Source organism: Fictibacillus halophilus, from assembly GCF_016401385.1.
In the GTDB taxonomy this organism is placed as follows: domain Bacteria; phylum Bacillota; class Bacilli; order Bacillales; family Fictibacillaceae; genus Fictibacillus; species Fictibacillus halophilus.
Genome location: NZ_JAEACF010000001.1, coordinates 1,149,918 through 1,175,173 on the forward strand (window position 1 = coordinate 1,149,918; position 25,256 = coordinate 1,175,173).

Here is a 25,256-nt window from a genome sequence, read left to right on the forward strand (position 1 = left end):
TATTTTTGTTCATACATACATAATATTGGATGCTGGTGAGGTGAAAAAAATGGCAAAAAACAAAAAAAAGAAAGCTAAGAATAAAGGGAGATGGAAAGAACAGCTGACGTTTGAGATAGCGGGACTTACCATCTTGGCATTGTCCTCTCTAGCACTTGCTAAGATGGGAAATGTAGGAATGGCATTTGTTCATCTTCTGAGATTCTTTAGCGGGGAATGGTACGGCATTCTTCTGCTCGCTTGTATATTATTATCCTTTTATTTGATCTGGAAAAGAAGTTGGCCGGTCCTAATATCCAAGAAATTAACAGGTGTATATATTCTTTTCTTCTCATTTTTAGTATTAAGCCACTTGACTTTGTTTGAACATTTAACAAACGGTGGAGAATGGAAAGATGCCTCGGTCATAAGAAACACATGGGATCTTTATTGGATGCAGCTTCAAGGGGAAACTTCAACCAATGATATTGGTGGAGGACTTGTAGGAGCTATCGGTTTTGCTCTTTTTTATTTTTTGTTTGGTGCTGGTGGAACAAAACTTGTCATCTTCTTTCTTATAATTGGAAGTCTTCTGTTGATTTCGGGTAAATCGTTATCGGTTCTTCTTCAGAAACTAGTCGATACAACGAGTTCGGCAACTTCAAAAATGAAAGAGTATCTACAAGAAAAGAAAACGTCACTTTCAGAAGAAAGAATAAAAAAAGCAAAAGAAAAGAAAAATTTAAGACCTGCAACTGTTGATGAGGAAGACGATACAGAAGAAATCATCATCTCTGAAGATCCTGTCATTGAAGATTTCACTAAAAGAGTTCAACAAACAGAGAATGGTGTTCAGTTGAAATTTGCACCTCAGATGTACGGTGAAAACGAAGAAAAAGAAGATGTAAAGGAAGTCAGAAGAACTGAAGATGAGCCGGCAGCTACACCTTCACCTTTACCTGTTAATTTTGGTGATGAAGTGATTCAGAACGAACATTATCAGCTTCCAACGATGAAACACCTCAGAACGCCACAAAATAGCGGTCAGCATAAAGACAAGCAATATGCTGCAAGTAAAAGTAACGCGAAAAAACTTGAAAAAACGTTTGAGAGCTTTGGGGTAAAAGCAAAAGTTCTTAAAGTTCACCTCGGCCCTGCAGTTACAAAATATGAAGTCTATCCAGATGTAGGTGTTAAGGTAAGTAAGATTGTGAATTTATCAGATGACTTAGCTCTGGCATTAGCAGCAAAAGATATTCGGATCGAAGCACCGATACCAGGAAAATCAGCTGTTGGGATCGAAGTGCCAAATCAGGAGATTTCGATGGTGACATTAAGAGAAGTTCTTGAGGCCCCACAATTTTCTGGTCAACAATCACCACTGGCGATCGGTCTAGGTAGAGATATCTCAGGTGAACCGATTATCGCAGATCTTTCTAAGATGCCCCACTTACTTGTTGCAGGAGCAACCGGAAGCGGTAAAAGTGTGTGTGTAAACGGCATTATTACGAGTATTCTGATGAGAGCTAAACCACACGAAGTGAAAATGATGATGATTGACCCGAAGATGGTAGAATTAAATATGTATAATGGGATACCACATCTCCTGGCACCAGTCGTAACTGAGCCTAAGAAGGCAGCTCAAGCATTAAAAAGAGTAGTCTCTGAGATGGAACGTAGGTATGAGTTATTTTCTCATAGCGGTACACGAAACATCGAGGGGTACAATGAATCGATCCGAAAACAAAACGCCAAAGGTGAAGCAAAACAGCCTTTCTTACCTTATATCGTGGTTATTGTCGATGAACTTGCTGACTTGATGATGGTTGCTTCAGGTGATGTTGAGGACGCGATCACCCGTCTTGCTCAGATGGCTCGAGCAGCGGGTATACATTTGATTATTGCAACACAGCGACCTTCTGTTGATGTTATTACAGGTGTTATTAAAGCGAATATCCCGTCTAGAATCGCGTTTAGTGTATCATCACAAACGGACTCAAGAACGATACTTGATATGGGAGGGGCTGAGAAGCTTTTAGGAAGAGGAGATATGTTGTTCTTCCCTTCAGGAGCTTCAAAGCCTGTCCGCGTTCAAGGCGCATTTTTATCGGATGAAGAAGTAGAAGCGATCGTAGATCACTGTGTGTCGCAGCAAAGAGCTCAATATCAAGCAGAGATGATTCCTACAGAAGAAGCGGAACCTGCGGTTATGGAGTCTGAAGATGACTTGTTTTCAGATGCTTTCAGACTCGTCGTCGATATGCAGACAGCTTCCGTCTCCATGCTTCAAAGAAGGTTTCGCATCGGTTATTCAAGAGCGGCAAGATTGATTGACTCGATGGAATCGAAAGGAATTGTAGGACCATATGAAGGATCTAAACCACGAGAAGTGCTAATCTCTGCTATGCCGGATGAAAAAGAAGCATCTAGTTCATAGGTCTTAGGAAAACGAGCTCATACGGGCTCGTTTTCATTTGTGGTTGGAATTTAATTCAATTTATGTAAAAACCAAAGAATACCTATTAAAAATTTGTAAAAATAGTATTTATTTATAGAAATAAAAATGGTATAGTAATGTCGATTCTACTAATAATTTGTCATACGTCGAACAACTTAGTTAAGGTGGTTTTGTAATGTCAATAAAGGCTGACCATCGCTTGTTATATATAAAAGTGATTGAAAAGTTAAAGAAAGATATTGAAGAAGGTATTTACAAAGAGGGAGAAAAACTTCCTTCTGAATTTGAACTATCAAAACAGCTTGGTATCTCTAGAGCTACACTGCGAGAGGCGCTTCGTATTTTAGAAGATGAAAACGTACTCATTCGAAAACACGGTGTTGGTACTTTTGTAAGAACTCGTGCTTTGTTCTCATCAGGGATTGAAGAACTCTACAGTGTGACCGATATGATAGAAAGAGGAGGTAAACGAGCTGGGACTATTTTCCTAACATCACAGATGACTGATGTTACGGAAGAACTGCTTAGTAAGTTTAACGATTCATTGCCTGAAGGACTCATGATGATGGAACGGGTACGTACTGCAGACGGTGAACCAGTCGTCTTCTGTAAAGACCATATGCCAGCACATCTGTTCCCGGCAAAAGGATTACACGATTATGAATCATTCCTTGAGATGTTGGAAAAAGAAACAGGTAGACGTGTTATGTATGCGGTAACAAATATTGAACCAATCGGATATCATGACAGAGTTTCTGAGATTTTGGAAAGCGATGAACGCGTTCCACTCCTCATCTTAAAGCAAATGCACTATGATCAATTTGATGAACCTGTACTTTATTCTTGCAACTACTTTAGATCTGATAAGTTTTTATTCTCTGTTTTAAGAAAGCGCTTATAATTAAAGTCTTTTTTAGGGGGTGATCGGTACTTTATTTTGCAGCATTGGTTTTAGTCATTATAATGAAAACACTTACAGGGGGAAAATGACTTGAAAAAGAAATTAGGATTGATGGTAACTGCAATGTTAACTGCCGGTACGATTCTTGCCGGATGTGGATCTTCTGATGACGGGAAGTCTTCTGGCGGAGGAGAGAAAAAAGACTTTAAAGTAGCAATGGTAACAGACACTGGCGGTGTAGACGATAAGTCTTTCAACCAGTCAGCTTGGGAAGGTCTAACGAAGTTTGGTAAAGATAATAGTTTAGAAGAGAGCAAAGGGTACAAATACTTGCAATCAACTGCACAAAGTGATTACAAGCCGAACCTGAACTCACTTATTCGTCAAAAATATGATGTAGTATTTGGTATCGGTTTCTTGATGGGAACTGATGTTGAAACTGTTGCAAAACAACAACCTGATGCAAAGCTTGCAATCGTTGATATGGTTGTTAAAGGTGACAACGTAGCAAACATTACGTTCTCTGAGCATGAAGGTTCATTCTTAGTAGGTTTAGTAGCTGGTATGCAATCAAAAACGAACAAAGTAGGTTTCGTTGGCGGTGTTAACAGTGAACTGATCAAAAAGTTTGAAAACGGATTTAAAGCTGGGGTATTAACAGCTAACCCTGATGCTGAAGTAATGGTTCAATATGCAGAAGACTTCAACAAAGCTGAAAAAGGACAACAGATCGCTAACACGTTCTATCAACAAGGTGCTGACGTAATCTATCACGCTGCTGGTGGAACGGGTATGGGTGTGTTCACTGAAGCGAAGAACCGTAAGAAGAACGGTGAAAAGGTTTGGGTAATCGGTGTTGACCGTGACCAACACGAAGAAGGTATGCCTGAGAACGTAACGCTTACTTCAATGGTAAAACGTGTAGACCAAGCGGTTTACGAAGTTTCTGAACAAGCGATGAACGGTAAATTCCCAGGTGGAAAAATCGTAGAGTTCGGTCTTAAAGAAGATGGAGTAGGTATCGCTCCAACTCAAGAGAACGTTGAAGAGAAGTCACTTCAATCTGTTGAAGATTTCAAAAAGAAAATCATCGCTGGAGAAGTGAAAGTTCCTAAAACAGACGCTGAGTTTGAAGAGTTTAAAAAGAACTTAAAGTAATTCTATGAAGCTAGTTTAATAATTGGCCAGGACTTGGCATAAGCCAAGTCCTTCCTTATGCAATAAGGGGGGAGCAAGAATATGGAATATGTAATCGATATGCGCAATATCCGAAAAGAATTCCCTGGAATCGTCGCAAATGATAATATCACGCTTCAAGTTAAAAAAGGGGAGATTCATGCCTTACTAGGTGAAAATGGTGCAGGTAAATCAACGTTAATGAACGTTTTGTTCGGTCTTTATGAGCCTGAACAAGGAGAGATCTTCGTAAAAGGAAATAAAGTGGTGAACAATGATCCGAATATTGCCAACTCGCTTGGTATTGGGATGGTTCATCAGCACTTTATGCTCGTTGATAAGTTTACTGTTACCGAAAATATCATTCTTGGAAAAGAACCTACAAAAGGCGGGAAAGTTGATCTTCAGACAGCGGCTAAAGAAGTACAAGCTCTTTCAGATCAATATGGACTTCGTGTAGATCCTTACGCAAAGATAGAAGATATCTCAGTTGGGATGCAGCAACGTGTGGAAATTTTGAAAACGCTTTATAGAGGAGCAGATATTCTCATTTTTGATGAGCCTACAGCCGTTTTAACTCCTCAAGAAATCGTAGAGCTTATTCAGATCATGAAAAAGCTTGTTAATGAAGGCAAGTCCATTATCCTTATCACTCATAAACTAAAAGAGATCATGGAAGTGTGTGATCGCTGTACGGTTATAAGAAGAGGAAGAGGCGTTGGTACAGTAGACGTTAGCGATTCTAACCCTGATTCTTTGGCAGCGATGATGGTTGGTCGTGAAGTAAACTTTAAAGTTGAAAAGATTGATGCCGTACCTAAAGAAGCTGTATTAAAGATTAAAGATCTTGTCGTTCATGATAGCAGAAAAGTACCTGCGGTAAACGGTCTGAACCTGACTGTACATGCTGGGGAAATCGTCGGAATCGCAGGGGTTGATGGAAACGGACAATCTGAACTATTAGAAGCGATCACGGGTCTTCATAAAGTCCACGAAGGGTCTATACATCTGCGTGATAAAGAGATTACGAATAAGTCTCCTAGAAGTGTTACAGAGAACGGACTCGGTCATATACCACAAGATAGACACAAGCATGGACTTGTATTGGACTTTTCAGTAGGAGAGAACATGGTTCTCCAAACCTATTATCAAAAGCCATATTCTAAGTCAGGAATATTAAACTTCAAACCGATCTTTGACAAAGCTAAAAAGTTGATTGAGGAATACGATGTTCGTACACCTGATGCTTACACACCAGCTCGTGCCTTATCCGGTGGAAATCAGCAAAAAGCGATCATCGCAAGAGAAGTTGACCGCGATCCGGACTTTTTGATCGCCGCTCAGCCAACTCGTGGACTGGATGTTGGAGCGATCGAGTTTATCCATTCCAGACTGATCGAACAAAGAGATAATGGCAAAGCCGTTCTGCTCGTTTCCTTTGAATTGGATGAGATCATCAACGTGAGTGACCGAATTGCAGTGATGTATGAAGGAAAGATCGTTGCGATCGTAAATCCGAAAGAAACAACAGAACAAGAGCTGGGTCTACTGATGGCTGGAGGAAAGAGAGGTACCGTTCATGCAGAATAATACAAACAAAATGAAATTTCTAGTGCCTCTTATCTCCGTATTTTTAGGACTTCTTATCGGCGGCATTATCATGCTCATAAGCGGATATCCACCGATTGAAGCATATGCAGCTCTATTTGAAGGGATTTTTGGCGGTTCATACTATTTGGGTGAAACAATCAGACAGATGTCACCTCTTATTCTTTCAGGTTTGGCTGTAGCATTTGCGTTTAGAACCGGCTTATTCAATATTGGAGTAGAAGGACAGCTTTTAGTCGGTTGGCTAGCTGCCGTTTATGTGGGGATTTTTGTTGATGCTCCGGCCATTATTCATATTCCGCTTGCCATTCTAGCAGCTGGAGTCGCGGGCGCACTTTGGGGATCTGTTCCTGGTATCTTAAAAGCACGTTTTAAAGTTCATGAAGTAATTACTACAATTATGATGAACTATATCGCACTTTATAGTACGAATGAAATCATCCGTAACTTCATGCTTGCTCCAGGTGAGCGAACAGAGAACGTAAAAGAAACAGCTTCTCTCGCTTCGCCGTTTTTGCAAGAGCTAACAGACAATTCTACACTTCACTATGGAATCATTGTAGCAATCGTTGCTGCAGTGATCATGTGGTTCTTATTATGGAGAACAACATTAGGTTATGAGCTTCGTGCTGTAGGGTTTAACCAGCATGCATCTCAGTACGCTGGAATCAACGTTTCAAAAAATATCGTCCTTTCTATGGCCATCTCAGGAGCATTTGCGGGAATTGCAGGAAGTATGGAAGGTCTAGGTACGTATCAATACATGACGATCAATGCCGGTTTTACCGGAGTAGGATTTGATGGGATCGCGGTTGCACTTCTTGGTGCTAACAGTGCGATCGGTGTTATTTTAGGTGCTGCATTGTTTGGCGGACTAAAGATTGGTGCACTGAATATGCAAGCTATGGCAGGAGTTCCGACAGAACTTGTTGGAATCGTTATCGCTTTAATCATCTTCTTTGTTGCGTGCAGCTATCTTGTTCATTGGTTGATGAACCGTGTGAACAGAGGAGGTAAGATCTGATGAGTTTTATGGATATTCTAGCACTAATCATACCTGCTGCTATCGTGTCAGCTGCTCCCTTAATCTTTACCGCTCTAGGTGGCGTTTTTAGTGAACGTTCAGGAGTTGTAAATATCGGCTTAGAAGGCCTAATGCTATTTGGTGCTTTTACAGGTGCCGTAACAATCTATTATGGCGAACAGTTCGGATTAGCTGGAGCAGCACCATGGGTTAGTTTTGTAGTTGCAATGATCGTTGGAGCACTATTTGCATCTATTCATGCTGTTGCAAGTATCTCGCTTAAAGCAGACCAAGTTGTTAGTGGTGTAGCGATCAACTTTTTGGCTGCGGGACTCGCGATCTTCTTAACGAAAAAAATCTTTAACGCCGGGCAAACACCTGTTATTTCACAACGTATCTCTAAAAGTGACATTCCGTTCTTGTCAGATATTCCGATTATCGGAAAACTATTTTTCTCAAATGCGTATCTGACTTCTTATCTAGCCGTATTTGTGGCTGTAATCGTATGGTATGTTCTTTACAAAACCCCATTTGGTCTACGTCTTCGTTCTGTAGGTGAACACCCGATGGCTGCAGATACGATGGGAATCAACGTTAAAAAGATGCGTTATGTTGGCGTTTTATTGAGTGGTGCTCTAGCTGGTCTAGGTGGAGCTGTATATGTAGCTTCTATTTCAGGAAACTTTACACACTCTACGATAACAGGACAAGGTTTCATGGCTCTAGCTGCTATGATCTTTGGGAAATGGCATCCACTAGGTGCTTTAGGAGCTGCTTTATTCTTCGGTCTTGCGCAAGCGATCAGTATATCTGGAGCACAGATTCCAGGTCTGCAAGATATTCCGAAAGTATTCTTGCTTATCGCTCCATACGTTCTTACGATACTAGCTTTAGCGGGTCTAGTAGGACGTGCGGATGCACCGAAAGCTCTTGGTACACCTTACGAAAAGGGAAAAAGATAAAAACTGATGTCTACTTAGATGGCGGTAGTATATAGAGATTGCTGCTATTTAAACTTTTTTCTTCTATGAACAGTTGATTGTAGTGGAAGGTGCGTGCCTACCAGATGAGAAACTTCTCGCAAGGCATGCGACGAGGAATCTTACTTTAGTAGCATTTACTTGTAGAGATGCCTGCCCCGTGGAAAGCGAGCATCCTAAAAACGAAGGTCAACTGCTTTCAAAAACATCTTAGAGTAACATATAATAAAAAAGTCTGCCGATAAGCGGACTTTTTTTGTTTTTAGAAGGAGGAATGTCATGTCAAATATCGAAAATGGGTAAACTAGGATGTAGACATAATGAAAGGGGTACTTATTCAATGGGAATTGTTAATCATAAAAAAACCAATCTCCACGGCATGACTGTACATACGATTGAAACAAAAAAGTATAAGACCACATCGTTCATACTTCAGGTTAAAGAACCGATCAACGAAAAGAACGTAACAAAGAGAGCTTTGCTTGCTTATGTCTTACAGAGCGGCACAAAAGATTTTCCTTCTTCAAAAGAACTTAGAAGTGCTTTGGATGATCTTTATGGAGCTACTTTAAATGCGGATCTTTCCAAAAAAGGTGAAAATCAGGTGATCAGTATTCGGATGGAGGTAGCGAACGAGAAATTTTTATCCAATTCAGAACCTGTTCTTGATAAAGCTTTCCATTTGTTATCTCAAGTTCTTTTAGCACCAGCTCTAGAAGGAGACGTTTTTAAAGAAGGAATCGTAAAAAAAGAGAAGCGCAGTCTGAAACAGCAGATCGAATCGATCTATGATGACAAGATGCGTTATGCCAATAAACGGCTTTTAGAAGAAATGTACGACTCTGAACCTTATCGTTTAAACGTCTATGGTAACGGTGATGAAGTAGATTCGATAACTTCAAAAGAGCTATTTGATTATTATCAGGATGTGATAAAAAACGATAAGATCGATCTTTATGTGATCGGTGATATTTCAACGGATGAGATGGTTGACAAGGTTAGTAAGCATTTTCGTTTTTCGAAAGATAGAAATGAAGATGAGGCTAACGCGGTGAATGCTGCAGATGAAAAGAGGATTTCTGAAGTTAAGGAAATCTTTGAAGAGCAGGATGTTCAACAAGGAAAGTTACATATGGGATATCGCACGTATACTACCTATGCAGACGATGATTATTTCGCTCTACAAGTGTTTAACGGTATTTTCGGTGGGTTTTCTCATTCTAAGTTGTTCATGAACGTGCGTGAAAAAGAAAGTTTGGCTTATTATGCCGCTTCTCGTTTCGAGAGCCATAAAGGTGCTGTTTTTGTTATGAGTGGAATTGAAACTGCCAACTACGAAAAGGCAGTAAAAATAATTAAAGAACAGCATGATGAAATGAAAAAGGGCAATATCACAGAATCTGAATTTGAACAGACGAAAGCGATGATCAACAACCAAGTGTTAGAGACGATCGATCACCCGATAGGTCTATCAGAAGTGCTGTATCACAATGTTGTTGCTGGTACGGATCGATCCATTGAAGAGTGGATGGAAGGAATAAAAAAAGTAACAAAAGATGATGTGGTTGCAGTAGCTAAAAAAGTAACACTTGATACCATATTCTTCTTGAAGGGAGCTGGCAAGAATGGGAATGAAAACGTTTGATCAATTAGACGAAACGCTGCATTATGAAGAACTAGCAAATGGATTAAAGGTATATGTTCTGGAAAAGAAGGGCTTTAATAAAACATATGCTACGTTTACGACTCATTACGGATCGGTCGATAATCATTTTAAACCACTAGGAAAAGATGAAAATGTCAAAGTTCCTGATGGAATCGCACATTTTCTTGAACATAAACTATTTGAAAAAGAGCACGGAGACGTATTTCAAGATTTCAGTAAACAAGGTGCGTCTGCTAACGCATTTACTACTTTTAACAGAACAGCTTATCTATTCTCGACAACAGGTGATGTGAAGAAGAACTTAACGACGCTAATTGATTTCGTTCAAGAACCGTATTTTACTGAAAAAACGGTTGAGAAAGAAAAAGGAATCATCGGTCAAGAGATCAGAATGTACGATGATAATCCAGATTGGCGCGTTTATTTTGGCTTGATTGAAAATATGTATCATCATCATCCGGTAAAGATCGATATAGCTGGAACAGAAAAATCCATCGCTAAGATTACAAAAGATGATCTTTATGAATGTTATGAGACGTTTTATCATCCGAGCAATATGATCCTCTTTATCGTGGGTCCGGTAGATGCTAAAGATATTTTAAATTTCGTTAAAGACAACCAATCACAAAAAACGTTTAAAGAAAAAGAACCAATTGAAAGATTCTTTGACGAGGAGCCACAAACGGTTGCGAAATCCAAGAAAGTGATCGAGATGACGGTACAGACCCCTAAGTGTTATATGGGTTATAAAGAAGCCACTCCTAATCGTCAAGGTAAAGAGTTAATGAAACATGAACTAAGTGTAAATCTTCTTTTAGAAATGATGTTCGGAAAAAGCTCTCCGAATTATGAAATATTATATGACGAGGGATTGATCGATCAAACTTTTTCATTTGATTACACAGAAGAGAATGGGTTTGGTTTTAGCATGCTTGGAGGAGATACTGGATCTCCAGATGAATTTGTTGAAAGAATCTCTGGAATGGTTGAATCCTTTAAACAACAGACGATTGATGAAAATTCATTTGATCGTGCTCGAAAAAAGAAGATTGGCGCTTTTTTACGATCATTGAACTCACCTGAGTTTATTGCGAACCAGTTCACTCGTTATGCGTTCAATAAAATGGACCTCTTTGATGTGATTCCAGTTTTTGAATCATTAACTGTTCGTGATGTTGAACACGTCTTACAAAATCACTTTAAAAAAGAAGTGATGACCGTTTGCCAAGTACAAAAAAAGAAGTCATAATAAATTTAAAAACATCCTGCTGAGGTAGGGTGTTTTTTTACAGCAATGAGGGATTAACATTGAAAAACGCGCTTGTCACAGGAGCATCAGGAGCGATCGGAAGCGAGATCAGCCGTATGTTAGCATCAAATGGTTTTCGGTTGTATCTTCATTACAACACCAATCGAAGTGCTGCAGAAAAGCTGCAGAACGAATTAAAGGATAGATATGGTGTACCCGTCTTTATTGTCTCTGCTGACCTGTCTAAAGCAGAGGGACCAAAAGCTCTATGGACCCAAATTCAAGAGCCTATTGATGTGCTCGTATATAACTGTGGTTCTGCTCATTTTGGTCTTCTCACTGATTTTACAGATAAATCAATAACAGAGACGATGCAGTTGCATCTTTTAAGTGCGATCTCACTGACGAAAGCGATTGTGCCGAATATGATACAAAAAAAATCTGGAAAGATCATCATGGTCACATCTGTTTGGGGAGATGTCGGCGCTGCATGTGAAACGGTCTATTCTGCCGCAAAAGGCGGATTGAATACGTTTGTTAAAGCACTCTCAAAAGAATTAGCTCCTAGTCATATTCAAGTGAACGGTATTTCTCCAGGAGTGATATCCACTCCTATGATGGACCAGTTTACAGATGAGGAGAAGCGTTCATTAGCGGAGGATATACCTGCGGGTCGGTTTGGAGAACCTCGTGAAGTTTCTCATGCCGTTGAATTTTTAATGAGTGAGAAAGCAGATTATATATCCGGTCACATCCTTTCCATAAACGGATCGTGGTTTACTTAAAAAAACATGTATAAAAAGGGTGAAACTAAGAGATATTAATGCTGTATCAACCTTGAAGGAGGAGACAGCATGTCTGTATTAGACAACTTTGGTCAATGGAAAGATTTCTTGGCAGAGCGTTTAAATCACGCGGAACACGAAGGTATGAACCACGATACGATCTCGAACTTAGCAACTGAGATCGGTGGCTACTTAGCGAACCACGTAGAACCAAAAAACGAGGAAGAAAAAGTTCTTGCCGATCTTTGGAAAGTGGCCGATGAAAACGAAAGACACGCCATCGCAAACATGATGGTCAAGCTAGTTCAAAACGACGGAAGCCGCTAAATGGTGAAGGATGTTAAGAATTTTTTCTTAACATCCTTTTATTTTGCTTTCATAATAAATTGAAATCATTTATTATTAGAAACAAGAATAGATGTAGAATTTTGTTTCATTTTGAAAGAATAAGGAGATGAATTATGGGAGAGCAAGAATGGTATTTAGAGTATGAGATACATAAAAACCGGCCGGGTCTCCTAGGGGATATATCTTCCTTATTAGGTATGCTTGGAATTAATATCGTCACGATTAACGGTGTTGATAACGAGCGACGTGGAATGCTTCTGATCATTGATAACGAAGAAAAGATCAACAGGCTTCAATCGATCTTAGATTCAATGGATAACATTACAGTAACCAAGTTTCGAAAACCGAAGCTTCGCGATCGTCTTGCTGTTAGACACGGCAGATATATTGAACGCGATGCTGACGATAAGAAAACGTTTCGTTTTATCAGAGATGAACTTGGTATATTAGTTGACTTTTTAGCTGAATTATATAAAGTTGAAGGACATAAATTAATCGGCGTTAGAGGCATGCCGCGTGTTGGGAAAACTGAAAGTATCGTAGCATCCAGTGTTTGTGCGAATAAACGTTGGGTCTTTATTTCATCCACGTTGTTGCGCCAGACCGTTAGAAGCATGCTTGCGGATGATGAATACGATTCTGACCACGTTTTTATTATCGATGGTGCAGTCTCAGCACGTAATATGAACGATAAGCATTGGCAGCTCATACGAGAGATCATGAGGCTTCCTGCAGCGAAAGTTGTGGAACATCCTGATCTTTTTGTTCAGCAAACGGAATATACACTTGATGATTTTGACTACATTATCGAGCTAAAGAGTCATCGTGATGAAGAAATTACATATGAAGCTCTGAAACAAGATCAAACAGGATTCGGAAATTTAGAATGACGTAAGTAGGTGGGAAGGTTGACAGAACTCGGTAAGTTATTAAAAGAAAAACGTGAAGAAAAAAGAATGTCACTCGAAGAACTTCAAACGGCAACGAAGATACAAAAACGATATCTTGTAGCCATTGAAGAAGGAAAGTATGAAGTACTTCCTGGATCGTTTTATGCTCGAGCGTTTATTAAAAATTATTGTGAAGCTGTAGGTTTGCATTATGAGACCATCTTTGATGAATATGCTCATGAGATACCAAAATCGGCAAAAGAACCAACAACAGAGTTCGAACCGCGTTCAAAAAGAGAACGGTCGGGAGTATCAGAAGATCATTCTCTTTTAAAGAGATTGATACCGATCTTACTTATTGGAGTTTTGATCGTGGTTATTCTCTTCGTCGTGTGGAAGCTTCTTCCTGATGGAAATGATCAAGCGAAAAGCGGCAATGATGCTCCAGGAGTATTATTAGATGCTGATGAAAACAAACCGCAGAAAAAAGAAGAAAAAAATGAAGAAAAAGAAGACTCTACTGAAGAAAAAGATGCTGAAGCTCCAAAAGAAGAGGAGAAACAGCAATCGTTAACGAAGCTTGAAACGATCGGAAAAGTAACAACTTATGATCTGAAAGATACGGATAAACTAGTCGTGGAACTGAGTGCAAAAGGCCCTAGTTACGTAGGGATTCAAGATGAGACAAAGAAAAGCTATTTTGATAATCAGATGAATGATGGTCAAACAGAAACCTTTGATCTGTCATCTGCAAAAGAGGTAACACTAAATATTGGCGCTTCTCATGTAACATCTATTAAAATTAATGGGGAAGCATTCACATATCCTGTTCCAGCAACTGAACTGATTCATCAAAAAATCGTGATACGTAAGGCTCAACAATAGTTAAAACGAAATTGATTTTGACCGTATTTTGGAGGAATTGCATTGAACTTACCTAATAAGATTACCATTTCTAGGATTTTTTTGATTCCACTCTTTATGATCGTTCTATTGGGCGATTTTGATTGGGGAGTTTGGAAAATAGCGGGTGAAGAATTGCCTGTCACTCATTTTGTAGCAGCGCTGATCTTTATCTTTGCATCCAGCACAGATTGGGTTGACGGCTATTATGCAAGAAAATATAACTTAGTTACGAATTTAGGGAAATTTTTGGACCCTCTTGCAGACAAGTTGCTCGTTTCAGCGGCACTTGTAGGATTAGTTGAACTTGGAGCTGCACCTGCTTGGATGGTTATCGTTATTCTAAGCCGAGAGTTCGCTGTAACAGGCATCCGTGCTGTTGCTTCTGCAGAAGGCGAGGTCATTGCAGCAGGACAGATGGGTAAGCTGAAGATGTGGATTCAAATTATTGCGATTTCAGCTTTGTTGCTTCATAATCTCCCATTTGCATGGATTGGTTTACCTTTTGCAACGATCAGTTTATGGGCTGCTACACTGATTACCTTATACTCTGGCTGGGAGTATTTCGTGAACAGCAAACATATTCTATTAAAATCAAAGTAATCATGAATCCAGAAAAAACAGGAGCAGAAAACTCCTGTTTTTTTATTAGCTAAAGGAGAAAACGCAAAAAAACGTGAAGAAATGATAGAGATTGTTAGAATATATAAGTTTGAATGATATGAAATCAGAGAATACAATCAGGGAGTGTGTATGAGTTGAACGCAGAAATCATAGCAGTTGGCAGTGAACTTTTATTAGGACAGATCGCAAACACGAATGCTCAATTTATTTCAAAAGGACTTGCTGACATCGGAGTGAACGTTTTTTATCACTCAGTAGCAGGTGATAACGAGAACCGTCTCTCATCAGTTATTCAAACAGCCAGGTCACGATCGAACCTGATCATCTTTACGGGAGGTCTTGGACCAACAAAAGACGATCTTACGAAGGAAACGATCGCAAAACTGTTTCAAAAGAAATTGGTTCATGATGAAGCTGCATTACAGTATATAACCAATTATTTTGTTCAAACCAATCGGGAGATGACACCGAACAACAAGAAGCAAGCTCTCATTATAGAAGGATCTACCGTACTGCCAAACGATAACGGTATGGCACCTGGAATGGCGTTTACTCATGGTAACAACACGTGTATACTTCTGCCTGGACCACCTAGCGAGATGAGACCGATGTTTAACAACTATGTTATTCCTTATCTTTATTCTAAAATGGATGTACAGACTAAGTTTCATTCGCGAGTATTAAAGTTTTTTGGTATTGGAGAGTCAGTCTTAGAAACAAAGCTTCAAGATTTAATCGAAAAACAAAGCAATCCTACAATTGCGCCTTTAGCATCTGAACATGAAGTTACGATTCGGCTGACTGCAGCTCACCCTTCAGAAACTGAGGCGAAGAGACTGCTAGATGAAGTAGAAAAAGAAGTATTAAGTCGTACAGGTTCATATTTTTATGGATACGATGATGAAACGCTAGAGAGTCAGACTTTTGATCTTCTTCGAAATAATCAGCTGACGATTGCATCAGCCGAGAGCTTGACTGGTGGATTATTCAGCAAGATCATCACTGATTTTCCTGGTGCCTCTACTGTTTATCAAGGTGGAGTAGTTGTTTATTCGAACGCATTAAAACAATCGATGCTTAAAGTACCTCATACTCTAATTACAGATCATGGTGTTGTTAGCTCACAATGCGCAGAGTGGATGGCAGAGGAAATTCGAAAGCAGACAAAGACTGATATCGGCATCAGTTTTACGGGTGTTGCGGGTCCTGATGCACAAGAAGACAAGCCGGCTGGTACGGTGTTCATCGGAATATCAATTGGGAATCACACGCATTCCTACTCATTTAAACTTGCAGGTTCAAGAAAAGGAATTCGTGAAAGAGCAGTAAAGCATGGATTTAGGTATTTAAATCAATTGGTCAAAGAAGGACAATAAAAAAATCGAATAAATGTTCGTAAAATGATTGGCAAATGAACAAAAAAGAGATATGATAGAGAAGTAGCAAGTAACAGAATTAATGAAACAAAAATACATGTAAAATGAATTTGAGGAGTGAATTGAATGAGCGATAGAAAAGCAGCTCTAGATATGGCTCTACGCCAAATTGAAAAGCAGTTCGGTAAAGGTTCCATCATGAAATTGGGTGAACAAACAGAACAGCGAATCTCAACAGTTTCCAGTGGATCGATCACTTTAGACATCGCACTTGGAATCGGCGGTTATCCTCGCGGAAGAATTATCGAAGTATACGGGCCTGAATCATCTGGTAAAACAACTGTTGCCCTTCATGCCATTGCAGAAGTCCAACGTAATGGTGGACAAGCGGCATTCATTGATGCTGAGCATGCACTTGACCCTGAATATGCACAAAAGCTAGGCGTTAATATTGATGAGCTCTTATTGTCTCAGCCTGACACAGGCGAACAAGCGTTAGAGATTGCTGAAGCTCTCGTAAGAAGTGGAGCAGTAGATATTTTAATCATTGACTCCGTTGCTGCCCTTGTTCCTAAAGCTGAGATCGAAGGGGAAATGGGAGATTCTCATGTTGGTCTTCAAGCTCGTCTAATGTCTCAAGCGCTTCGTAAGCTTTCGGGTGCCATTAATAAATCGAAAACCATCGCGGTATTCATCAACCAAATTCGTGAGAAAGTTGGCGTTATGTTCGGAAACCCTGAAACAACACCAGGGGGAAGAGCTTTAAAATTCTACTCATCCGTTCGTCTAGAAGTACGTCGTGCTGAACAGCTGAAACAAGGACAGGATGTTGTTGGTAATAAAACAAAGATTAAAGTCGTAAAAAATAAAGTAGCTCCACCGTTTAGAACGGCTGAGGTTGATATCATGTACGGAGAAGGAATCTCGTATCAAGGTGAGATTCTCGATATCGGTTCGGACATTGACATCGTTCAAAAGAGTGGTGCTTGGTATTCTTACGAAGGCGAACGTTTAGGTCAAGGACGTGAGAACTCTAAGCAATTCCTGAAAGAAAACCCTGAGATTGCATCAGCAATCGTAGCAGAGATCCGCAACTATTATCAGCTAGAAGGCAAAGCGACAGCTGAAGTAGAAGCTCCTTCCTTAGAGGAAGAGTTTGAGTTAACAGAATAGCAATCGTGAAGACTGGTCAAGTGCGACCGGTCTTTTTCTGTTTTAATGCATCTTTTCTAAAGTATAATTGTTTTCATGCTAAATCGGAGATTAATCTCTATAGAGTGACAAAAAGCAACTAGAATAGCTCCACTGAATAGTGAATATAGCAGGCAAAATATGCTCCTTGCTATTTTTAAGTCAACCAATTATTATAGAAGATTGACTCTCTTGACAAGCCTTTAGCACACCTATAAAATGAAGATATATTTTGATTTCTTATGAAATTAAAAGATATGTATAGAATTTGTACGACATGAATGGTGCACAGCACATGTAAGACGATTGACGCCAAAAATGCAGTATGAAAAGCAGAAAGCAAGAGGAGGTGGGAATATGCCAAGTTTAGCAGTATTCATCTCCAGTTTGCTTGTCTCACTAGGTGTCGGTGCTATTGTCGGATATCTTGTTAGGAAATCAATTGCTGAAGCGAAGATTTCAAGCGCAGAACGAGCAGCTGCGCAAATTGTTGAAGATGCAAAGCGCGATGCTGACGCCAGCAAGAAAGAAGCGCTGTTAGAAGCAAAAGATGAAATCCATAAGCTACGTACCGAAGCTGAACGCGAAATTCGCGAACGTCGAAACGAGCTTCAAAAACAAGAACATCGATTGGTTCAAAAAGAAGAGATCCTAGACAGAAAAAGTGAAACTCTTGACAAAAAAGAGGAATCTTTAGAGCGACGTGAGGAGTCTCTCACCAAAAAACAGCGACAAATTGAAGAGATTGAAAGCAAAGTGGAGGAATTGCTAGAAGAACAACAGCGAGAGCTTGAGCGCATTTCCAGCATTACCAGGGATGAAGCCCGCCAAATTATCATGACTGAAACTGAGAACGAGATGACACATGAGTTGGCGATGATGGTAAAAGAAATGGAGAACCGCGCGAAAGAAGAAGCGGACAAGAAAGCAAAAGAAATTCTTTCCCTAGCTATCCAACGCTGTGCAGCCGATCACGTAGCAGAAACTACAGTTTCTGTCGTAAACCTTCCTAACGATGAAATGAAAGGAAGAATTATTGGACGTGAAGGACGAAACATTAGGACATTAGAAACGTTAACTGGAATTGACTTAATTATTGATGACACTCCAGAAGCCGTTATTCTATCTGGTTTTGATCCGATCCGCCGTGAAATTGCACGTATGGCTTTGGACAAGCTTGTACAGGATGGAAGAATTCACCCTGCACGAATTGAAGAGATGGTTGAAAAATCACGTCGAGAAGTGGATGAGTATATCCGCGAAGTAGGAGAACAGACAACTTTTGAAGTTGGTGTTCACGGACTTCATCCTGATTTGATTAAGATTCTTGGTCGTTTAAAGTATCGTACAAGTTACGGTCAAAACGTACTAAAACATTCAACTGAAGTGGCTTACTTAGCTGGATTAATGGCAGCTGAAGTAGGAGAAGACGTTCATCTTGCAAGACGAGCTGGTTTGCTTCATGATATTGGTAAAGCAATCGACCATGAAGTAGAAGGCAGTCACGTTGATATTGGTGTTGAACTTGCTACGAAGTACAAGGAACATCCAGTAGTAATCAACAGCATTGCGTCTCACCATGGAGACACTGAAGCAACTTCAATCATAGCAACTCTTGTTGCAGCAGCCGATGCACTTTCTGCTGCAAGACCAGGAGCACGCCGTGAAACGCTTGAAACGTATATCCGCAGACTTGAAAAGTTAGAAGAGATTTCAGAATCATTTGATGGTGTTGAAAAATCTTTTGCGATCCAAGCAGGCCGTGAGATACGTATCATGGTTAAACCGGATATGATTGATGATGTAGCATCATACCGACTAGCACGTGATATTACGAAAAAGATTGAAAGTGAACTGGATTATCCAGGACACATTAAAGTTACAGTCATTCGTGAGACTCGAGCAGTTGAATACGCAAAATAAACAAACAAAGCGGTGGGAGATCAATTCCATCGCTTTTTTATATGAAAAATTTAGCGGCTAGTTAATGCTTGAAAAAAAGATAAGGAAAAAGGTATAGCACATTAAAACTGTTTACTCGTTAGGTCAATCACAGTTTTTTTCATAAAAAACCACATTATGGTTTGAAAGAACTTTGTTAAGGGTACTAGAATACCGGGGTTTATTCATAGGGCAGCTGCTTTAGCAAAACAGCAAAAAGAGAGAGAATACTCAATTTTGTTTCGGCAGGAATACAAGCCTTAATCAATGAATATAGTAGAACAGGTATCTATCCTGAAGGAGGTTCTAAACAATGGAAATATTAAAAGTTTCAGCAAAATCTAACCCCAACTCTGTAGCTGGTGCACTTGCTGGCGTTCTCCGAGAACGTGGAGGCGCTGAAATTCAGGCAATCGGAGCAGGTGCATTAAACCAAGCTGTTAAAGCAGTAGCTATCGCACGAGGTTTCGTAGCACCGAGCGGAGTTGACCTCATTTGTATTCCAGCATTTACAGATATCTTAATCGATGGGGAAGAAAGAACGGCCATTAAATTAATTGTTGAACCACGCTAATTAAAGTGAAACCTGCTTGCTCATTCAAATGAGCAAGCAGGTTTTTAGTTTTATAGACTTATTTTCATTTTAGAAGAGATCAGGAGAATAAGAGAAGGAAATGGGGAAACATATCTAGAATTCTAAGAGAGTACCAATTTTTTTAAGCGTTTTCATTTATTTACATTATTTGTAATAGTTTGAATGATACTAGGCGAATACTTGCATTTTTATAAAGTTAAGTCTAGAATTGTAGACGTTTAGTACATAATTTTAGTAAACGTGATAAAGCACGTTCAACACAACATGAAACCATACTAAATCAAACTATTGATTGAAAAAATTAACGTTTGGGTTACTGAAAGGGTGGAGTACATGATTGATCAACTTTCCTGGAAAGTTGGCGGACAGCAAGGTGAAGGAATTGATAGTACAGGTGAAATTTTTGCGATGGCACTCAACCGCCAGGGCTACTATCTGTATAGCTATCGACACTTTTCTTCCAGAATTAAAGGCGGTCATACCAACAATAAAATTCGTGTAAGCACGAGTGAAACCCGTTCGATCTCTGATGATCTTGATATTTTAATAGCATTCGATCAAGAAACGATCGATGTGAATGTACATGAGCTTCGCGATGGAGGAGTAGTGATTGGAGATTCAAAATTCAATCCTACTGTTCCGGACGACCTTAATGTTAGATTATATGCGGTGCCTTTTACAGAGATTGCAAGCGAGCTTGGCACATCTCTAATGAAAAACATGGTAGCGATCGGAGCGACTAGCGCTGTTTTAGGTCTTCCTGTGGAAAGCTATTTAGAAGTTGTAGAAGAGATTTTTGCTCGTAAAGGTGCAAAAGTTGTAGAAAAGAATATGGAAGCGATCCAAAAAGGTGCAGACCATTTCAATGAATTATCTGGTGGCCAGATCGATGGCTTTCAATTAAATAAAGCAGACGGCAAAAAGAGAATGTTCATGATTGGTAATGATGCAATCGCTTTAGGATTTGTAGCAGGAGGCGTTCGATTCATGTCCGCTTACCCGATCACACCAGCATCAGAGATCATGGAGTATCTGATTAAAAAGCTGCCAGAGTTTGGCGGAACGGTTATTCAAACAGAGGATGAGATTGCTGCTTGTACGATGGCAATTGGAGCGAACTATGCAGGGGTACGTACGATTACCTCTTCAGCAGGGCCAGGTCTATCATTAATGATGGAAGCGTTAGGTCTTTCTGGAATGACAGAAGTTCCTTTAGTAGTTGTAGACACTCAGCGTGGAGGTCCTTCAACAGGATTGCCTACAAAACAAGAGCAATCCGATTTGATGGCGATGATCTATGGTACGCATGGTGAGATTCCTAAAGTGGTTATGGCACCAAGTACGGTTGAGGAAGCATTTTATGACGCTGTTGAGGCGCTAAATATTGCAGAAGAATATCAGATTCCTGTTATTCTGCTTACAGATCTACAGCTATCGCTAGGTAAACAATCGGTAGAACCATTAGATTATAGCCGCGTAGAGATTCGACGTGGGAAGCTGGATCCAAAACAAGAGCTCCCAGATACAGATGATAAAGATGGATACTTTAAGCGTTATGAAGTAACAGAAGATGGTATTTCTCCTCGCGTAATCCCAGGTATGAAGAATGGGATACACCATGTAACAGGTGTTGAACATGATGAGACAGGAAAGCCGTCTGAAGTAGCAGCTAATCGTCAAAAACAGATGGATAAACGTCTGCGTAAACTTCAAAACCTACGTTTTAACGTACCTGTTGTTAAACAAGCTCCTCATGAAGAAGCGGATATTCTTTTAGTCGGTTTCAACTCAACAAGAGGAGTTATTGAAGAAGCAATTCCTCGATTAGAAGCAGATGGATTAAAAGTCAATCATGCTCACATTCGTTTGATCCATCCGTTCCCTGCCGATGAGATGAAGTCGATGATCGACAACGCAAAGAGCGTTATCGTAGTTGAGAACAACGCGACAGGACAGCTGGCGAACATATTAAAAATGAATGTTGGACAGCATGAGAAAATTAAAAACTTGTTAAAATATGATGGGAATCCTTTCTTACCATCAGAAGTTGTCATGAAATGCAAGGAGCTGGTTTAATATGGCTACATTTAAAGATTTTCGTAACAGCATCAAACCAAACTGGTGCCCAGGATGTGGAGATTTTTCTGTACAAGCGGCTATTCAAAGGGCAGCTGCAAATGTAGGTTTAGAACCAGATGACCTTGCTGTCGTATCGGGAATCGGCTGTTCAGGACGTATTTCAGGGTATATCAAATCTTATGGTTTCCACGGAATCCATGGCCGTTCATTGCCGATCGCACAAGGTGTAAAGATGGCAAACCGTGATCTCACTGTTATCGCTTCAGGTGGTGATGGAGACGGATTCGCGATTGGAATGGGTCATACCGTACATGCGATCAGACGAAACATCGATATTACTTATATTGTTATGGACAACCAGATTTATGGTTTAACAAAAGGGCAAACATCACCTCGATCTGATGTTGGATTTAAAACGAAGAGTACACCAGAAGGATCTGTAGAATCAGCGATCGGAGTAATGGAACTTGCTTTAACTGCTGGAGCTACGTTTGTTGCTCAAAGTTTTTCAACGGACTTAAAAGAGTTAACATCGATCATCGAAGCAGGAATCAACCACAAAGGCTTCTCATTGATCAATGTATTCTCCCCATGTGTGACATACAATAAAGTGAACACATACGATTGGTTTAAAGAGCATCTCGTATCTTTAAGCACGATTGAAGACTATGATTCTTCAAACCGTATGATGGCTATGCAGACACTAATGGAAAACAAAGGTCTTGTAAAAGGGATCATCTATCAAGATAAGGTAAAACCTTCTTATCAAGATCTTGCACACGGATACAGCAAAGAAGCACTTGCAAAAGTTGATTTGAACTTACCTGAAGAAAAGTTCAATCAATTGATGGCAGAATTTATGTAAGACAGAGCTCTTCTCCTAAAATAGGAGAGGGGCTTTTTTTCTTAATAAAAAATTTTTGTGAAATTTTTTTTGGGTATCCGCGAATGTCCGCTTGGGATGGACACTGCTCTTTACCTTGTTGTTCAATCCATGTACAATAATTTATGGATATGATATTTAAGGTTTTAGTGAGGGGTGTTTCTGTGCAAGGAAAAATGAAAGCAATAGTTAAGCATCATGCGGGTTATGGAGCTAGATTAGAAACAGTAGATATTCCTGAAATTAATGAGAATGAAGTATTGATCAAAGTTAAAGCAACTTCGATCTGTGGAACAGATGTCCATATTTACACATGGGATGAATGGTCACAGAGTCGTGTGAAAACGCCATATGTATTCGGACATGAGTTTTCAGGTGTTGTTGAAAAAGTAGGAAGTGCTGTTACAAATGTCTCTGTTGGAGATCATGTTTCAGCTGAAACACATATAGTCTGTCATTCTTGTCCACAATGTCTTAAAGGACAGTTTCACATCTGTAAGAACACAAAGATTATCGGCGTCGATACTCATGGCTGTTTTGCAGAGTATGTAGCAATGCCATCAGAGAACATCTGGAAAAATGATTCTAAGATGCCGTTTGAACATGGTTCGATTCAAGAGCCGATGGGAAATGCTGTTCATACTGTGTTAGCTGGTGATGTTGCAGGTAAAACAGTTGCTGTCATCGGATGTGGCCCGATAGGAGTAATGGCGGTTAACGTTGCAAAAGCAGCAGGTGCAAGTCAGGTAATCGCTATCGATCTGAACGATTATCGTTTAGATCTTGCTAAAAAAGTAGGTGCGACAGAAGTGATCAACCCGAAATCCATTGATCCAGTTGAAAAAGTAATGCATTTAACAGATGGTAATGGGGTGGATGTTGTTTGTGAGATGAGCGGTCATCCTGTTGCGATCGATCAAGGATTCAAGATGATCACAAACGGCGGTCGTGTTTCAATACTAAGCCTGCCTGTAAAGCCTGTTGAAATCGACCTAACGAACGATGTAGTATTTAAAGGAGTTACGGTTCAAGGAATTACGGGAAGAAAAATGTATGAAACATGGCAACAGGTTTCAGGACTTTTACAGTCAGGAAATATGCATCCAGAAACGATCATTACTCATACACTTCCACTTGAAAAGTTTGAAGAAGGCTTTGATCTCATGATAAAAGGAAATTGCGGAAAAGTAGTTCTTATTCCTTAAAATCGAAAGGGGCAAAACATCGTGATGAAAGGTTTTGAATACCTGCAAGAAGAATTGGACCACATGAAGGAAGAAGGTACGTTTAGAAAGCTTGTACCTTTAGAATCAGAACAAGGATCTAAAGTTGTGATCAATGGAAAAGAAGTGATACAGCTTTCTTCCAACAACTACTTAGGTCTTACGAGTCATCCGAAGATGAAGGAAGCAGCTCTAAAAGCTGTTGAAGAATATGGAGTTGGTACAGGTTCTGTACGTACGATTGCTGGAACACTATCCATGCATGAGGAATTTGAAAAAAAGCTTGCTGAATTCAAGCATACAGAGGCATGTCTTGTCTTTCAATCTGGCTTTTCAACGAACCAAGGAATTCTTTCTGCTATTCTAACAGATCAGGACGTTGTTATTTCAGATGAGTTAAACCATGCATCGATCATTGATGGCATTCGTTTAACGAAAGCAAAAAGAAGAATCTACAAACACGTAGATTTAGAAGATTTAGAAGCGGCTTTAAAAGAGACACAAGAATTTAGAAAAAGAATCGTCGTAACAGACGGTGTTTTCTCAATGGATGGTAACATTGCGCCACTACCTGGAATCGTAGAGCTTGCTGAGAAGTATGATGCACTCGTGATGGTAGATGATGCACATGCGAGTGGAGTGTTAGGTACGAACGGCCGTGGTACGATTGATCATTTTAACTTGAACGGACGCGTTCACATTCAAGTTGGAACGTTAAGTAAAGCAATTGGAGTACTTGGCGGTTATATTGCAAGTACGCAAACGTTAAGAGACTACCTGATTCATAAAGGTCGTCCATTCTTGTTTAGTACATCTCATCCCCCTGCAGTCATCGCAGCAAGTTCAGCAGCGATCGATGTATTAGAAGAAGAGCCAGAACATATGGAAAGACTATGGGAAAACACGAAGTTCTTTAAAGCTGGATTGAAAGAACTTGGGTTTAATACGGGAGTAAGTGAAACACCAATCACGCCAGTGTTAGTAGGTGATGATGCGCTCGCACACAAACTTTCAGATACTTTATTGAAGTATGGTGTGTTTGCTCAAGGTATCGCTTTCCCAACCGTGGCAAAAGGAAAAGCTCGCGTACGTACGATCGTAACCGCTCAGCATACGAAAGAGGAGCTACAAGCTGCATTAGATGCTTTTGAAAAAGCAGGAAAAGAATTAAATATCATTTAGATACTTGTAAAGTTGACTTTAAAGGCGCATTAGTAAGCTTTTTAAGGTCAACTTTTTTATTGAGCACATTATATAGTATTATTAATAAACCGTAATTATATTATGTAAACTAAAACGATTACAAGTTTAACTATAATCCAATTTTTGATATAATGTTACAGTTGGATGAAATACGAGATTTATTATGAACGGATT

The 25,256-nt window shown here is 39.8% G+C and carries 21 protein-coding genes; all 21 read left to right on the forward strand.

Going from position 1 to position 25,256, the window contains the following annotated elements:
• Positions 1 to 49 precede the first annotated feature (49 nt).
• Positions 50 to 2,416, forward strand: coding sequence for a DNA translocase FtsK (locus I5J82_RS06080; RefSeq protein ID WP_198767082.1), 2,367 nt, complete (start codon positions 50 to 52; stop codon positions 2,414 to 2,416).
• A 196-nt stretch (positions 2,417 to 2,612) separates the two neighbouring features.
• Positions 2,613 to 3,338 carry a GntR family transcriptional regulator gene (locus tag I5J82_RS06085; protein ID WP_198767083.1) on the forward strand — a complete coding sequence of 242 codons (726 nt, stop codon included), beginning with the start codon at positions 2,613 to 2,615 and terminating at the stop codon, positions 3,336 to 3,338.
• 90 nt (positions 3,339 to 3,428) lie between these two features.
• Positions 3,429 to 4,496: a BMP family lipoprotein gene (locus I5J82_RS06090; RefSeq protein ID WP_269819564.1), complete on the forward strand. Its 1,068-nt coding sequence runs from the start codon at positions 3,429 to 3,431 to the stop codon at positions 4,494 to 4,496.
• An 81-nt stretch (positions 4,497 to 4,577) separates the two neighbouring features.
• Positions 4,578 to 6,104 (forward strand): ABC transporter ATP-binding protein, encoded by a 1,527-nt coding sequence (locus tag I5J82_RS06095; protein ID WP_198767084.1) that lies wholly within the window; start codon positions 4,578 to 4,580, stop codon positions 6,102 to 6,104.
• Positions 6,094 to 7,146: an ABC transporter permease gene (locus I5J82_RS06100; RefSeq protein WP_198767085.1), complete on the forward strand. Its 1,053-nt coding sequence runs from the start codon at positions 6,094 to 6,096 to the stop codon at positions 7,144 to 7,146. The genes I5J82_RS06095 and I5J82_RS06100 overlap by 11 nt, the downstream gene beginning before the upstream one ends.
• Positions 7,146 to 8,108 carry an ABC transporter permease gene (locus I5J82_RS06105; protein ID WP_198767086.1) on the forward strand — a complete coding sequence of 321 codons (963 nt, stop codon included), beginning with the start codon at positions 7,146 to 7,148 and terminating at the stop codon, positions 8,106 to 8,108. Before I5J82_RS06100 ends, I5J82_RS06105 begins: the two co-directional genes overlap by 1 nt.
• Before the next feature lie 364 nt (positions 8,109 to 8,472).
• Positions 8,473 to 9,771, forward strand: a complete 1,299-nt coding sequence (gene yfmF, locus I5J82_RS06110; RefSeq protein WP_198768927.1) for an EF-P 5-aminopentanol modification-associated protein YfmF — start codon at positions 8,473 to 8,475, stop codon at positions 9,769 to 9,771.
• Positions 9,752 to 11,041 (forward strand): EF-P 5-aminopentanol modification-associated protein YfmH, encoded by a 1,290-nt coding sequence (gene yfmH / locus I5J82_RS06115; protein ID WP_198767087.1) that lies wholly within the window; start codon positions 9,752 to 9,754, stop codon positions 11,039 to 11,041. The genes yfmF and yfmH overlap by 20 nt, the downstream gene beginning before the upstream one ends.
• 59 nt (positions 11,042 to 11,100) lie before the next feature.
• Positions 11,101 to 11,826, forward strand: a complete 726-nt coding sequence (ymfI, locus tag I5J82_RS06120) for an elongation factor P 5-aminopentanone reductase (RefSeq protein ID WP_198767088.1) — start codon at positions 11,101 to 11,103, stop codon at positions 11,824 to 11,826.
• A gap of 69 nt (positions 11,827 to 11,895) precedes the next feature.
• On the forward strand, positions 11,896 to 12,153 hold the full coding sequence (locus I5J82_RS06125) for a DUF3243 domain-containing protein (protein WP_066393818.1): 258 nt from the start codon (positions 11,896 to 11,898) through the stop codon (positions 12,151 to 12,153).
• A gap of 134 nt (positions 12,154 to 12,287) precedes the next feature.
• The gene (locus I5J82_RS06130; protein WP_066393823.1) at positions 12,288 to 13,064 is read left to right on the forward strand and encodes a DUF3388 domain-containing protein; all 777 of its coding nucleotides are present in this window, start codon (positions 12,288 to 12,290) and stop codon (positions 13,062 to 13,064) included.
• 18 nt (positions 13,065 to 13,082) lie between these two features.
• Positions 13,083 to 13,949, forward strand: coding sequence for a helix-turn-helix domain-containing protein (locus I5J82_RS06135; protein WP_198767089.1), 867 nt, complete (start codon positions 13,083 to 13,085; stop codon positions 13,947 to 13,949).
• A gap of 42 nt (positions 13,950 to 13,991) precedes the next feature.
• Positions 13,992 to 14,570 (forward strand): CDP-diacylglycerol--glycerol-3-phosphate 3-phosphatidyltransferase, encoded by a 579-nt coding sequence (gene pgsA / locus I5J82_RS06140; RefSeq protein ID WP_066393829.1) that lies wholly within the window; start codon positions 13,992 to 13,994, stop codon positions 14,568 to 14,570.
• Positions 14,571 to 14,725: 155 nt separating this feature from the next.
• Positions 14,726 to 15,967, forward strand: coding sequence for a competence/damage-inducible protein A (locus I5J82_RS06145; protein ID WP_198767090.1), 1,242 nt, complete (start codon positions 14,726 to 14,728; stop codon positions 15,965 to 15,967).
• A 126-nt stretch (positions 15,968 to 16,093) separates the two neighbouring features.
• A complete protein-coding gene (recA, locus tag I5J82_RS06150) occupies positions 16,094 to 17,140 on the forward strand; it encodes a recombinase RecA (protein ID WP_198767091.1) in 1,047 nt (348 codons plus the stop codon).
• A 375-nt stretch (positions 17,141 to 17,515) separates the two neighbouring features.
• Positions 17,516 to 19,081 carry a ribonuclease Y gene (gene rny / locus I5J82_RS06155; protein ID WP_066393834.1) on the forward strand — a complete coding sequence of 522 codons (1,566 nt, stop codon included), beginning with the start codon at positions 17,516 to 17,518 and terminating at the stop codon, positions 19,079 to 19,081.
• Positions 19,082 to 19,412: 331 nt separating this feature from the next.
• Positions 19,413 to 19,673, forward strand: coding sequence for a stage V sporulation protein SpoVS (spoVS, locus tag I5J82_RS06160; protein ID WP_010193268.1), 261 nt, complete (start codon positions 19,413 to 19,415; stop codon positions 19,671 to 19,673).
• A 354-nt stretch (positions 19,674 to 20,027) separates the two neighbouring features.
• Complete coding sequence (locus I5J82_RS06165; RefSeq protein ID WP_198767092.1) at positions 20,028 to 21,770, forward strand: 2-oxoacid:acceptor oxidoreductase subunit alpha; 1,743 nt, start codon at positions 20,028 to 20,030, stop codon at positions 21,768 to 21,770.
• Position 21,771: 1 nt separating this feature from the next.
• Complete coding sequence (locus I5J82_RS06170) at positions 21,772 to 22,638, forward strand: 2-oxoacid:ferredoxin oxidoreductase subunit beta (RefSeq protein ID WP_198767093.1); 867 nt, start codon at positions 21,772 to 21,774, stop codon at positions 22,636 to 22,638.
• A 182-nt stretch (positions 22,639 to 22,820) separates the two neighbouring features.
• The gene (gene tdh, locus I5J82_RS06175; protein WP_332873634.1) at positions 22,821 to 23,861 is read left to right on the forward strand and encodes an L-threonine 3-dehydrogenase; all 1,041 of its coding nucleotides are present in this window, start codon (positions 22,821 to 22,823) and stop codon (positions 23,859 to 23,861) included.
• Positions 23,862 to 23,885: 24 nt separating this feature from the next.
• Positions 23,886 to 25,061 carry a glycine C-acetyltransferase gene (locus I5J82_RS06180; protein WP_198768929.1) on the forward strand — a complete coding sequence of 392 codons (1,176 nt, stop codon included), beginning with the start codon at positions 23,886 to 23,888 and terminating at the stop codon, positions 25,059 to 25,061.
• Positions 25,062 to 25,256 lie beyond the last annotated feature (195 nt).